The organism is Paenibacillus sp. VTT E-133291, assembly GCF_002264395.1.
GTDB lineage: Bacteria > Bacillota > Bacilli > Paenibacillales > Paenibacillaceae > Paenibacillus_AQ > Paenibacillus_AQ nitricinens.
Window position 1 is genome coordinate 1 of sequence record NZ_NFVA01000021.1, and the last position, 13,709, is coordinate 13,709.

Sequence of the window (13,709 nt, forward strand, 5' to 3'; positions counted from 1 at the left end):
AGTTTCACTTTATACATTATCCTTATATTTTCTTACACATCAAGGTATCTGACACTCTTCGCATGCTCATGGATAAAGTCACGTCTTGGTTCAACATTATCGCCCATCAGCGTATCAAAGATACTATCAGCAAGCATCGCATCTTCAATCGTTACTTGTAGCATCATACGAGCCTCAGGATCCATCGTCGTGTCCCACAGCTGGGTAGCATTCATTTCACCCAAACCTTTGTAGCGCTGGACATTGACCTTAACATTCTCACCAAAAGAGGCGATAATCTCATCGCGTTCCTTCTCGCTGCCTGCATAACGGATCACTTTGTTGCGTTCTATCTTGAACAAAGGCGGTTGTGCGATATAGATATAACCTGCATCTACCAGCTTCCGCATGTAACGGTAGAAGAATGTTAACAACAGAGTTCTAATATGAGCTCCATCGACGTCGGCATCCGTCATAATAACGACTTTATGGTAACGAGCCTTCGATAGGTCAAAATCTTCACTGATTCCTGTACCAAGAGCAGTAATAATAGCCCGGATCTCGGCGTTGGATAAAATACGGTCTAAGCGTGCCTTTTCTACGTTTAGAATCTTACCACGCAGCGGTAGAATCGCTTGGAAATGACGATCCCGGCCCTGCTTGGCCGATCCACCCGCAGAGTCACCTTCGACGATATACAGTTCGCTGATAGACGCATCCTTGGATGAACAGTCCGCAAGTTTACCAGGTAGTGCACTGACTTCAAGCGCACTCTTACGGCGGGTTAACTCACGAGCCTTACGAGCGGCTTCTCGTGCACGTGAAGCTGAAAGCGACTTCTCAAGGACACGGCGTGATACTGCCGGATTCTCTTCCAGGAATTCCTGTAATTTCTCTCCGAACAGTGATTCTACTATTCCACGGACTTCACTATTTCCGAGCTTAGTCTTCGTTTGACCTTCGAACTGCGGCTCTGGAATTTTGACAGAAATAATGGCTGTCAATCCTTCACGCACGTCGTCGCCAGTCAGGTTTGAATTACCATCCTTCAGCACACCCGCTTTACGGGCGTAATCGTTGATGATACGTGTTAGAGCACTTTTGAAGCCGGATTCATGCGTTCCGCCCTCATGGGTATTAATATTATTCGCAAAAGAGTAGATGTTCTCTGTATACGAATCATTATATTGGAGAGCTACTTCAACCTGAATCATATCCCGTGAGCCTTCCACGTAGATTGGATCCTCGTGCAGCGCTTCTTTTTTCTCATTCAGATATTTCACATATTCAACGATACCGCCCTCGTATTTGAACACGTTGGTGACATCGGTCCGCTCATCATGGAGTGAAAGCTCAATTCCTTTGTTAAGAAAAGCTAGCTCCCGAATTCGAGTAAGCAGTGTCGCATATTCAAAGACCGTGGTTTCAGTAAAGATCTCAGGATCCGGATGGAAAGTTGTAGTCGTACCTGTCTCGTCCGTATCTCCAACAACTTTAATCTCATACTGTGGTGCACCACGTCTGTATTCCTGCTGATAAATATGCCCATCACGCTTAACATTAACAACAACCTTCTCAGACAAGGCATTTACTACGGAGATACCCACACCGTGTAAGCCGCCTGATACTTTATATCCGCCGCCGCCGAATTTACCGCCTGCATGCAGTACTGTCATTACAACTTCAAGCGTCGACTTTTTAAGTTTTTCATTTTCACCTACAGGTATGCCACGTCCATTATCGATAACAGTAATCCCGTTATCCTCATGAATAATCACTTGAATCCGGTCACAATAACCTGCTAGGGCCTCATCGATACTATTATCTACGACCTCCCACACCAAGTGATGGAGACCTTTAGAACTAGTGGAACCAATATACATGCCCGGACGTTTCCGGACAGCTTCTAGCCCTTCCAGTACCTGAATCTGGCTCTCATCATATGTCGGTTGATTCATTGACATGCCTTCACCTACTTCTTTCAGATTATCTCTTTGTTACTAAACGTAAGTTATATTTCGAGCAAAATTTTGGCTCTTTTTTTGAGAGTGGAGGAGGAAATGGGGGAGTAATACACGATATTTTTAGTTACGACAATAGATTTTGCTTCCTCTTCACCAATCCGCTCAAGCTTCTTGTCCTGCTCAGAGTGAATGACGAATTGCTTAGACACCTTGGAAGATTTCTCAATCGAAATATCAAATATTGCAATTAACTCCGAAGAGCGAATAATCTTCTCCCCGCCCAAATGAATATACATGATCTTCCTCCGCTCTTTATAACTCCACTTTTCCATCATGAACATGATATAGGCTGGCGCCCTTTAATTTATCGGCATTCAGACCCTCAATCCCAGTAGCGGTAATGAATGTCTGTACCTTGCTTTGAAAGGTTTCAATAAGCTGGGTCTGTCGGTAAGGATCAAGCTCGGATAAAACATCATCAAGAAGCAGCACAGGATATTCTCCGATTTCTTCATGGATCAGCTCGATTTCCGCCAGCTTGAGCGATAAAGCCGTTGTACGCTGCTGTCCCTGAGAACCGTAGACCTGAGCTTCCCTTCCGTTGATAAAAAAGGACAGGTCATCCCGATGGGGACCCGTCAGCGTCATGCCGCGCCTGATTTCTTGTTCTCTCGTTTGTGATAACTTTAACATAAAATTGTCTAATAAGACAGCTTCATCTTCCTCATCCCGATCGCCGAAAGAGGGGACATAGAGCAATTTCAGTTCTTCTCCGCCGTTCGTAATCCCCCGGTGTATGCTTTCAGCCCATATTTGCAGCTTCTTTATGAATTGTTTCCTTTTTTTTACGATTTTAACACCGTGCTCCACAAGTTGAGCATCCCAGATTTCCAAAAGGTCTTTTCCCGCTGCCTCTTTTCCCCACAACTGCTTTAGCAAATTGCCCCTTTGTAAGAGGATTTTTTGATACTGCTGGAGGTGAAAGAGATAACTAGGCTGGACTTGGCCAATCTCCATATCGAGAAAACGCCGTCTGATCCCAGGTGTGCCTTTTACGATCTCTAAATCTTCCGGTGCGAACATGACCACATTGAGTGATCCCACAAACTCACTAAGACGTCGTTGTTCTAAACCGTTAATCTTAGCTTTTTTACCTTTGGCAGATAGGGTGAGCTCTAGCTTGAGATCGCCGTACTTACGTTCTACCTCAGCAATGATCTGAGCAGCGTCTCCAGGGGCATCGAATGAGATAAGTTCGCGATCCTTCGAGGTGCGGTGGCTTTTGGTCATCGCCAGGACGAACAATGCCTCCATGAGGTTTGTTTTGCCTTGGGCGTTCTGACCCAGAATCAGATTCACATCGCCCAGGCTCTCCAGACGCAGCAGCCCGTAATTTCGATAATGCTGCAGACCGATATTTTTAACAAACACGAAATGGTTCCTCCCCTAGCCTACTCCTCTTTAACTCCTCCGCCTTCAACCTGAAATGTGCCGTTATCCTGCACTTCAATTTGATCACCCGGATAAAGCTTTCTTCCACGCCGTTCCTCTACTTCTCCGTTAACCAGCACATGTCCTTCTTGCAATAAAGCTTTAGCCATTCCACCTGTGGATACACAATCGGAAAGTTTCAGGAATTGATCTAGCTTGATATATCCACTGTGGATAAGTATTTTTTTCATGATTTTTATCCTTTCAGCCACTTATCCACATGTTCATGAATGTTGGCATTAATTTGTTGTACGGTAAGGCAAAATGATATACAAGCTATTGGTTTGATCGAGTGGCTTCAAAATGATCGGACTCATCATCCCTGTGAAGGCTATAACAAGCTGCTCACTCTCAATAACTTTTAGGACATCGAGCATATATTTGGAGTTGAAAGATATTTTGAGTGGTTCACCTTTGAAATCAATGACTTCAAGTTCCTCACGAACTTTACCAAGCTCGGAAGAGCTAGAAGAAATTTCAATGCCGCCTTGATCAAGTGTCTGCATGCGCACAATATTCGTTTTTTCTTCACGGGACAGCAAATAAGCACGATCAATTGATTCACTTAATTTTTTTGTGTCCAAAGTTAGTTCTGTTTTGTAGGTTGTTGGAATAATTCTAGAAGTATCCGGATAAATTCCATCGAGGATCCGTGAATAGAACAGAACTTTGTCGAGTTTAAAAAGAACTTGATTGTCCGCAACGACAATATCAACGAGCATATTTTGATCAGGGATAATTTTGCTTAGCTCATTAAGGGTTTTACCAGCGATTACGATATTGGCAAATTGAACATTCTCCGTACCTTCTAGTCTTGCTGCTCTTGTAGCTAAGCGGTGACGGTCAGTCGCTGTAAACTTAAATTCATTATCGGCCAGATTCCACAGTATACCTGTTAAAATCGGAGTTGTCTCTTGGGTAGAAATAGAAAAAGCAGTTTGTTTAATCATATTTTTCAGCAAATCACCTGGTATAGAGATAGTTTCGTTCTCCTCAATACTCGGTAGCACCGGGAATTCTTCAGGGTCTAAACCTACAATCTGAATCTCAGTGGATCCAGAAGAAATATATGTTTGGAATCCTTCTTTAACTTCCATGTGAATCTCTTTGGAGGGCAGCTTCTTAATAATCTCTACGAAAAATTTAGCGGGAAGAACAACACTTCCGGGCTGATCTATTTTCACGATCGTATGGCTGTCATTCTCTGCTGGAATAAACGATTGGATGGAAATATCGGTGTCGCTTGCAGTTAATGTGACGCCTTGATGGCTAACTTCCAGCTTAATACCGGTCAGAATAGGGATGGTTGTTCTACTGGAGATTGCTTTGGATACGTGTTGAATGGATTCGTTGAGTTCATTTTTAAGAATGCTTATTTTCATGATTTCACTCCTAGCTGAAAAATTGGGAATTTCGTTGTATTTTGTTGCTCGTTATTACGCGTCTTTACATGATGAATTATTATAGTTATTTAATAGTATTAGTAGTAGGGGCGTCTAATATGTGGATAACCCTATCAAATAGCATAAAATTAAGCCTACCCACATGTGTATAGATTGTGTATAGGCTCTTTGTTCCTCTTAGGAAGGATTTTTAATTTTCTCCGCAAGATTATTTACCACTTTGTACAACTCCTGATCGACCTTTAATGACTGTGTAATTTTATCATGCGCGTGAATTACGGTCGTATGGTCACGTCCTCCGAACGCCTCACCAATCTTAGGCAGCGAATAATCCGTTAGTTCACGGGAGAGATACATTGCGATTTGACGTGGAAACGCTACGGCTTTTGTACGTTTTCGTGCTTTGAAGTCTTCAAGGCGCAAATTGTAGTATTCACCGACTTTTTGCTGAATATCAGCGATGGTAATCATTTTTGGGCGGCTGGAAGGAATGATATCCTTGAGTGCTTCAGCTGCCAAATGTGTGGTTACATCCTGGTTGGTTAGCGAAGAGTAAGCAACAACCCGGATTAATGCACCCTCAAGCTCACGAATATTGGTATCAATCTGATTAGCAATATACATCATGGCCTCATTAGGGATATCAAGGTTCTCTGCCTTCGCCTTTTTGCGCAAAATCGCAATTCGGGTTTCTAGATCGGGTGGTTGAATATCCGTAATCAAGCCCCACTCGAACCGTGAACGCAGCCGTTCTTCCAGTGTGGGAATTTCCTTTGGCGGTCGGTCGCTGGAGATGATAATTTGCTTGCGTTCTTCGTGGAGCGCATTGAACGTATGAAAAAATTCCTCCTGCGTGGACTCTTTTCCGGCGAGGAATTGAATATCGTCAATAAGCAAAATGTCAACGTTACGATACTTATTGCGGAAGCTTTCACCGCGGTTATCACGGATCGAATTGATAAATTCATTCGTGAATTTCTCTGATGAGATGTAAATAACCTTGTTATTCGGGTTATGTTCTAGAACATAGTGCCCAATGGCATGCATTAAATGGGTTTTGCCCAGACCTACACCACCATATAAAAACAAGGGATTGTATGCTTTGGCCGGCGCTTCGGCTACTGCCAGTGAGGCTGCATGCGCAAAACGGTTGCCGGAGCCGATTACAAAAGTGTCAAAAGTGTACTTTGGATTGAGGAGATGCGTTTGCGCTTCTTCTCGTGATACTACGGGAGTGGGGGCGGATTGTTGAACCACAAGCTCAGGTGGCTTGCTTTCTTCAATCACGAATTTTACATCCACTTGTTTCCCAGTGACTTCGTAGACCGTTGCTCCTACTAGTTTGGTGTAGCGACTTTCCAGCCATTCTACTGCGAACGTTGTAGGTGCCGAGATAATGAGAACCTGGGAGTTGAAGGTTATCGCTTTAGTAGCCTTAAACCAGGTATCAAAGCTCGGCTTGCTTAATTTGGTTTGAATAATCGATAAAATTTGCTGCCATAATTCGGAAGTATGGCTGTCCACAGACTGTCACTCCTTTAAATCTTCCAAATGTGGCATCAGCCATGAAGTGGAAATGTCGAAGAAAATAGGTTGGTGCTGATATTTATCCCCAGTAGGCAATATGAAGAGACAAAAAAATATGGATAAATTTGATTTGTTCACAACTTTATCCACAGCTTGTTGATAATTAAGAGAACAAACAAATCTATTCACATTCAAAAGTAATACCATCATAGCAAAACGCCCCTTATTTTTCAATGAGCAGGGCTATTTTATCCACAAATTCAAGCACTTGTGTACAATTATTAGGAACACCACTACATATTGTTGATAATTTGTTTACGGTTCGACACTTTACGCCAAAGCTTCGATAATTTTATACACAGGTTGTGCTCATCTGTGAGTAGTCGACTTTATTTTTTGATCACAGGTGGATAACTGTCATATCTTGTGGATTACTTTTTTTTCTAATGGGAGTTGTGGACAAGCAGCTTAAATTAGAGGGAGGCTCTGGAGCCAGCAGTAGGTTGACTTTTGCGCATAAAATATGTTTAAATATATAAAGGTGTTTTCTGTAAGGATATGTCTCGATAATTAATTGATGATTCATGTAGATACTGTCCCTACTATAAGGACGGCTTAGACCGTTTCTGCTTATATGACAGTAATTAAGTTCCTGTAAGGGAGGTGCAATTATGAGACCGACATTTAGACCAAATGTGAGCAAACGTAAGAAGGTTCACGGTTTCCGTAAAAGAATGAGCACGAAAAACGGCCGTAAAGTGCTGGCAGCTCGCCGCTTGAAAGGCAGAAAAGTTTTGAGTGCGTAAGTTAGGCCACTAAGGGACCACTCCGGTGGTCTTTTTTTACTGCTTTTTATTATTTTTTGCTCTGCAAACGACTAGGATCTCGCTTAATGCGCTAGCTACACTTTGCGGGGCTATTTAACGTATATACAGAATTATTTTGTGAGAAGTTGAGAATATTTTTCTTTCTATAATATAGAAGGGAAATTCCAGCGTTGTAGTCGCGGTCGTTTATAGCGACATCCAAATGACTATACTATTAGAAGAAAAAAATTCGGAAGGATACTTTTAACCGGATTTATGAAGGAGATTCCCGTGCACAAAAAGTTACGATTACGAAACCGTGCCGACTTCAGTCGTGTATACCGCCATGGGAAGTCTTTTGCGAATCATCAATTTGTAGTGTATTGGTTTAGCAAAAAAGAGGTAGAGCGTTTTAGAGTTGGGGTATCGGTCAGTAAGAAGGTTGGAAACGCGGTTGTCCGTAACCGAATGAGAAGATTGGTGAAGGAAATCGTTCGTCATCATGAACCTGAAATCGCAGGTGGACTCGATATGGTGTTTATCGTAAGAAAAGGAGCACTTTCCATGGAATACGCAGAGCTCGAAAAAAGCGTGCTGCATGTACTGCGCAAAGCCAAGCTACTCAAGGCTTCCCGCAAATAAAGGACGCATAAGAGGCTTGTTTATTTGTATTCATAATTATGGTATGATTTACGGTGGAATGGAATGTTCAAGAGAGGGGTTTTGAAGTGTCTCTAATGAAGACTAGACGGGGAAAATGGTTTCTCCTCATCACAGTGATGGTGTTGTCGTTAGCTGTTCTGTCGGGATGCGCTCCGTCAGCTGCTGTTACGCACACTACGGAGGATTTAAAGAATGGAGGCTTCTGGCAAAGTAATGTAGTGTATTATTTCGCCATTGCCTTGGACAAGTTTGCTGATTGGTTTAACGGAGAATATGGTTTAGCCGTACTTGTGATGGTTATTATTGTCCGCACGTTGATTCTTCCGCTTACGATTAAACAGGTGAAGAGCTCGCGGGCAATGCAAGCCATTCAACCGGAACTCCAAAAGATCCAGAAAAAATATAAAGACACACCTGAAAAGGTGCAGCAAGAAACGATGCGTTTGTTCCAAGAGAATAAGGTTAATCCAATGGCGGGTTGTTTACCGCTGATCGTACAAATGCCTATCTTTATCGCTCTCTACAACTCGATCTACTATAATCCACATCTACGGGAGCACTCCTTCTTATGGCTGGAGCTAGGTAAGCCGGATCATCTGTTTATCTTACCGGTGCTAGCAGCATTAACAACATTTATACAAACCAGAATGATGACTAAAATGAACCCGATGCAACAACAAGGGCCAATGCAGTTCATGATGATGATTTATCCAGTTCTGATTTTCGTTATGTCCTACAACTTCCCAGCAGCATTGCCGCTGTACTGGGTATACAGTAACATTTACACTATTGTTCAGAACTATTTCTTATATCGCAACAATGATAAACACAAATTGGCAATCGCAAGTGCTGTGAAAAGTACAGATGACTCAAGCCCTGCTCCGAAGAGCAAAAGCGGCAACAAGTCATCGAAGGGAGCCAAAAAGTCAAAATGAGCAAAGTCGTCGCAACAGGGAAAACCATTGAAGAAGCTGTAGAACGGGGACTAACCCAGCTTGGAGTTCAAAAGGACCGGGTAACGGTCAACGTACTTGAGCAGCCATCAAGAGGATTCCTGGGATTGATCGGTGCGAAAGGTGCCAAGGTTGAGTTAACCTTGATAGCCGAAGCCGCACCGGCATCAGCGGCGAGTGCTCCGTCACTGCCTCAGCAGTCAACCAGAGAGAGCAAACAGGAGGCTAACGGCGGTGTGCCACGCCAAGATTCCGGACAACCGGTGGAGGAAGCTTACCAAGAAGCCGTTCATTTCATTGTGGATGTCGCTAAGAGCATGGGGCTCGAAGTGGAAGTAGAAATCGTCCACACCAAGGAATCCACGATTCTGCAGATATCAGGTCCAGATTTGGGACTGTTGATTGGTAGAAGAGGACAAACTCTCGATGCTCTGCAGTATTTGGCTAATATCGTAGCTAATCGTTACTCCGACAGTTTTATACGGCTTGTGCTAGATGCGGAGAACTTCCGTGAGCGGCGTAAAAAAACTCTCGAAGAGCTGGCTGATCGTTTAGCCAGTCGTGTCATTCGGACTCGTAAAGAGGTAGTACTGGAACCGATGTCACCTCAGGAGCGGAAAATTATTCACTCCAGATTACAGGATCATCGGCAAGTGAATACCCTTAGTAAGGGCGAAGAGCCAAATCGCCGCGTCGTTATAACTTTGAAGTAAAGACTATATGATGCAATGACTCCTTGACCAATGTAAGGGGTCATTGCTTTTTTAAAAATATAAGACCGTTTATAATCAAAAAATACAGGTTTTGGGGTGAAAAACAGCATGCTTAGTGACACCATTGCTGCCGTATCAACGGCATTAGGCGAGGGAGGAATTGCTATTATTCGGGTAAGTGGCCCACAGGCTATTTCCCAAGTGGCTCCTTTGTTTCGTAGCCGAGTTCCGTTAACTGAAGCGGAATCGCATACCGTTCATTATGGGCATATCGTTAGTCCGGATAACGGGGAGAAGCTGGAAGAAGTACTTGTAACCGTAATGAAGGGCCCACGTTCTTTTACTACTGAGGATGTAGTAGAGATCAGTGCTCATGGTGGTGTAATTTCTGTAAGAAGGGTGATGGATTTACTTCTTCAGCAGGAGATAAGGTTAGCCGAGCCGGGTGAGTTCACCAAGCGTGCTTTCTTGGGTGGACGTATAGATTTATCACAGGCTGAGGCGGTTATTGATCTCATTCGCTCGAAGTCGGATCGCGCGTTTTCGGTGGCTTTAAAGCAGGTCAGTGGATCCTTGTCGGATCGAATTCATGCTTTGCGTCATACACTTATTGAGATGCTGGCTCATATCGAAGTGAATATAGATTATCCAGAGCACGATGTAGAATCCATGACAGCTGAATTTATTAAAGATAAAAGCAGTGAAGTGATGGAAGGAATCACAAAGCTTCTTAAGACTTCTAATGAAGGAAAAATTCTTCGTGAGGGGATAACGACAGCTATAGTTGGTCGTCCCAATGTTGGTAAATCTTCATTATTAAACGCGTTAGCACGTGATAACAAAGCGATTGTAACAGATATTCCTGGAACAACACGTGATGTCATCGAAGAATATATAACGATAAACAACATTCCGCTTAAGTTGCTTGATACGGCGGGAATTCGTGAAACGATGGATGTAGTCGAGAAGATTGGCGTAGAACGTTCCAAGGCGGCAGTTAGTGATGCGGATCTGATTCTACTTGTGTTAAATGCTAACGAAGAGCTGCATGAGGACGAATTGGCATTGATGGAACAAATCCACGGTAGACAATGCCTAGTGATCATGAATAAAATGGACTTACCACCCAAACTGGATAAGGATAAGTTGCTCTCGTACTTTGAGGAGTCCAACATCGTACCGATGTCCGTTCTGGAAGAGGAAGGTCTAGACAAACTTGAAGATGCCATTTCGACACTCTTTTTTGGTGGAAAGCTGGAATCGGGTGACTTGACATATGTAAGTAATGTGAGACATATTGCCTTGCTCAAAAAAGCTTATAAATCGCTACAAGATTCATACGATGCGGCGGAACAGTATATACCGATTGATATGATTCAAATCGATGTACGGCTAGCATGGGAACAGCTGGGTGAAATTATTGGTGATACAGCAGCGGACTCGTTGTTAGACCAAATATTCTCGCAATTTTGTTTAGGAAAATAAGCTTTACATTTTAATATAACAATTAGGGGGAAACAGGACATGAGTTATGATGGAGGCAACTATGACGTAATCGTCATTGGCGCCGGTCATGCCGGTTGTGAAGCGGCTTTAGCATCAGCACGGATGGGCTGCAGCACATTGATGATCACAATTAACCTGGATATGGTTGCATTCATGCCCTGCAATCCGTCCATAGGCGGACCAGCCAAAGGACATGTAGTGCGTGAGATTGATGCGCTAGGCGGAGAAATGGGCCGTAATATAGATAAGACATTTATTCAGCTTCGTATGCTTAACACAGGGAAGGGACCTGCGGTGCATGCATTGCGTGCACAAGCGGATAAGTTTCTGTACCAACATGCAATGAAAGAAACCATGGAAAAAACGCCTAACCTAACGCTTCGTCAAGGCATGGTTGAGCGTCTAATCGTTGAGGATGGACGTTGTGTGGGTGTAGTTACGAAGACAGGAACGGAATACCATAGTAAGACCGTTATTTTGACCACAGGTACTTACCTGCGGGGTAAAGTGATTATGGGTGAATTGACGTATGAGAGCGGACCTAACAATCAGCAGCCATCAGTGAAGCTATCTGAGAATTTGCGGGAGCTTGGTTTTGAATTGGTGCGTTTTAAGACAGGTACACCACCACGTGTACATCGTGATACGATCGATTTCTCGAAGACAGAAATTCAACCGGGCGACGATGAGCCTAAATTCTTTTCGTTTGAGACGAAATCATCCAACAATGAACAGCTACCTTGTTGGTTGACCTATACCTCTGAGGTTACTCATCAGATTATTAATGACAACCTTCATCGTGCGCCGATGTTTACGGGTATTATTGAAGGAACAGGTCCACGTTATTGCCCATCAATTGAAGATAAAGTAGTAAGATTTAGTGATAAATCTAAGCATCAGATCTTTTTAGAGCCAGAAGGAAAAAATACATCGGAATACTATGTACAAGGTCTGTCGACTAGTCTTCCTGAGGATGTACAGCTAGCGATTCTGCGTTCCATCCCTGGTATGGAAAAGGTAGAGATGATGCGTAACGGCTATGCTATTGAATATGATGCAATGGTTCCTACACAGCTATGGCCATCTCTTGAAACTAAACGTCTACCAGGTTTGTTCACTGCTGGACAAATCAATGGTACTTCCGGTTATGAGGAAGCGGCTGGCCAAGGTGTAATGGCTGGAATTAATGCAGCGCGCAAAGTGCAAGACAAAGAACCCGTAATCTTAGATCGTTCACAGGGATACATTGGTGTACTCATTGATGATCTGGTGACTAAGGGGACTAATGAACCGTATCGTCTGCTAACCTCACGTGCGGAATATCGTTTGCTGCTCCGTCATGACAATGCAGATCTAAGACTTACGCCTATCGGTTATGATATTGGTTTGATCGCTCAAGAGCGTTTCGATAACTTTGTAGACAAGAAGGAACGGGTGGAACGTGAAATTGTCCGCCTACAAGAGAAAAAGGTTAAACCTGTTGAGGTAAATGATATTCTAGCACAATATGAATCAGCGCCTATAGTAGATGGCAGCAATTTGCTTGTTCTAATGCGTCGTCCGGAGCTTGATTATAGCTTTGTAGATCAAGTTTCACCATCACCCGAAATGCTAGACGCAGAGATGAAGGAACAAGTGGAAATTCAAATTAAATATGCCGGATATATCGAAAAACAGCTTCAACATGTGGAGCGCCTGCAAAAGATGGAAAAGAAGAAAATTCCGGATGACATTAACTATAATGAGATTCATGGATTAGCGATGGAAGCGCGGCAAAAGATGACTAAGATTCGCCCGATCTCTATCGGTCAGGCTTCTCGGATAGCAGGGGTTACACCTGCAGATATTTCTATTCTTCTCGTATATCTTGAGCATTACAACCGGGTAACCGCGGCGAAAGGATAATCTATGGATAATACGGAACTACAATTCACACAGCTTTTACAGGAACGAGGGATTACACTTACAGCGGAACAATTGAAGCAATTTGATCTCTACTATAAAGAACTCGTATCCTGGAATGAAAAAATGAATCTTACCGGAATAACAGAGCGTGAGCAGGTTTACACGAAACATTTTTATGATTCGATTTCGCTAGCTTTTTTCATTAATATCAATGAGATAAACAATTTGGCAGACATTGGATCGGGAGCTGGATTTCCAGGGATTCCGCTTAAAATTTGTTTTCCACATTTGAAGCTTACGATTGTTGATTCATTGAGTAAACGAATCTCTTTTCTGCAGCATGTCTGTACGACGTTAAAATTAACGGATGTGCAATTGATTCATGGTCGTGCGGAGGATATTGCCCGGCAATTTAAGCATCGTGATGCTTATGATTTGGTGACCGCACGTGCAGTGGCAAGATTATCCTTGTTGAATGAATTCTGCCTTCCTTTTACACGTAAGGATGGATTTTTCGCTGCCATGAAGGGGAGCGATCCATCAGAAGAATTAAGTGAGGCGAAGTACAGTTTAAAAGAGCTTCGTGCTCAACTTAGTAAAGTGGAGTCTTTCAGCTTGCCTGTGGAAGAGTCGGCGCGACATATTGTCATTATTCGTAAGACAGGTGCTACTCCTGCTAAGTACCCACGAAAAGCGGGAATTCCTGCCAAAACACCACTTATCAAATAATGTTTCACGTGAAACATTGGCATAGGTAAATATATTTAAGGTCATCCTCTATCTTAAAAGGGGATGACCT

The 13,709-nt window shown here is 43.2% G+C and carries 13 protein-coding genes; 7 read left to right on the forward strand and 6 right to left on the reverse strand.

Annotation, left to right across the window (positions count from 1 at the left end; translation table 11 throughout):
* Positions 1–32: 32 nt before the first annotated feature.
* The 6 genes from gyrB to dnaA all read right to left on the reverse strand — a co-directional run bounded on the left by gyrB (position 33) and on the right by dnaA (position 6,361).
* Entirely contained in the window at positions 33–1,943 is a 1,911-nt protein-coding gene (gene gyrB, locus CA598_RS11155) for a DNA topoisomerase (ATP-hydrolyzing) subunit B (RefSeq protein ID WP_094869718.1), read from the reverse strand.
* Between the two features lie 47 nt (positions 1,944–1,990).
* Positions 1,991–2,239 carry an extracellular matrix regulator RemB gene (remB, locus tag CA598_RS11160; protein WP_036677731.1) on the reverse strand — a complete coding sequence of 83 codons (249 nt, stop codon included), beginning with the start codon at positions 2,237–2,239 and terminating at the stop codon, positions 1,991–1,993.
* Between the two features lie 16 nt (positions 2,240–2,255).
* Positions 2,256–3,374, reverse strand: coding sequence for a DNA replication/repair protein RecF (gene recF / locus CA598_RS11165; RefSeq protein ID WP_042123050.1), 1,119 nt, complete (start codon positions 3,372–3,374; stop codon positions 2,256–2,258).
* Between the two features lie 20 nt (positions 3,375–3,394).
* On the reverse strand, positions 3,395–3,625 hold the full coding sequence (yaaA, locus tag CA598_RS11170) for a S4 domain-containing protein YaaA (protein ID WP_042123047.1): 231 nt from the start codon (positions 3,623–3,625) through the stop codon (positions 3,395–3,397).
* Between the two features lie 48 nt (positions 3,626–3,673).
* On the reverse strand, positions 3,674–4,816 hold the full coding sequence (gene dnaN, locus CA598_RS11175) for a DNA polymerase III subunit beta (RefSeq protein WP_094869719.1): 1,143 nt from the start codon (positions 4,814–4,816) through the stop codon (positions 3,674–3,676).
* A gap of 198 nt (positions 4,817–5,014) precedes the next feature.
* The gene (gene dnaA / locus CA598_RS11180; RefSeq protein WP_042183777.1) at positions 5,015–6,361 is read right to left on the reverse strand and encodes a chromosomal replication initiator protein DnaA; all 1,347 of its coding nucleotides are present in this window, start codon (positions 6,359–6,361) and stop codon (positions 5,015–5,017) included.
* A gap of 674 nt (positions 6,362–7,035) precedes the next feature.
* Between dnaA and rpmH the strand changes: the two genes are divergently transcribed.
* From rpmH to rsmG, 7 genes are all read left to right on the forward strand, one after another.
* Positions 7,036–7,170, forward strand: coding sequence for a 50S ribosomal protein L34 (gene rpmH / locus CA598_RS11190; protein ID WP_039295761.1), 135 nt, complete (start codon positions 7,036–7,038; stop codon positions 7,168–7,170).
* A gap of 291 nt (positions 7,171–7,461) precedes the next feature.
* On the forward strand, positions 7,462–7,812 hold the full coding sequence (gene rnpA, locus CA598_RS11195) for a ribonuclease P protein component (RefSeq protein WP_042193070.1): 351 nt from the start codon (positions 7,462–7,464) through the stop codon (positions 7,810–7,812).
* Between the two features lie 86 nt (positions 7,813–7,898).
* The gene (locus CA598_RS11200) at positions 7,899–8,768 is read left to right on the forward strand and encodes a YidC/Oxa1 family membrane protein insertase (protein WP_094869720.1); all 870 of its coding nucleotides are present in this window, start codon (positions 7,899–7,901) and stop codon (positions 8,766–8,768) included.
* Positions 8,765–9,499: an RNA-binding cell elongation regulator Jag/EloR gene (gene jag, locus CA598_RS11205; protein WP_042193066.1), complete on the forward strand. Its 735-nt coding sequence runs from the start codon at positions 8,765–8,767 to the stop codon at positions 9,497–9,499. The genes CA598_RS11200 and jag overlap by 4 nt, the downstream gene beginning before the upstream one ends.
* 108 nt (positions 9,500–9,607) lie before the next feature.
* A complete protein-coding gene (gene mnmE / locus CA598_RS11210) occupies positions 9,608–10,984 on the forward strand; it encodes a tRNA uridine-5-carboxymethylaminomethyl(34) synthesis GTPase MnmE (RefSeq protein ID WP_094876546.1) in 1,377 nt (458 codons plus the stop codon).
* 39 nt (positions 10,985–11,023) lie between these two features.
* The gene (gene mnmG / locus CA598_RS11215) at positions 11,024–12,910 is read left to right on the forward strand and encodes a tRNA uridine-5-carboxymethylaminomethyl(34) synthesis enzyme MnmG (protein ID WP_094876547.1); all 1,887 of its coding nucleotides are present in this window, start codon (positions 11,024–11,026) and stop codon (positions 12,908–12,910) included.
* Between the two features lie 3 nt (positions 12,911–12,913).
* Positions 12,914–13,639 carry a 16S rRNA (guanine(527)-N(7))-methyltransferase RsmG gene (gene rsmG / locus CA598_RS11220; RefSeq protein ID WP_094869723.1) on the forward strand — a complete coding sequence of 242 codons (726 nt, stop codon included), beginning with the start codon at positions 12,914–12,916 and terminating at the stop codon, positions 13,637–13,639.
* Positions 13,640–13,709 lie beyond the last annotated feature (70 nt).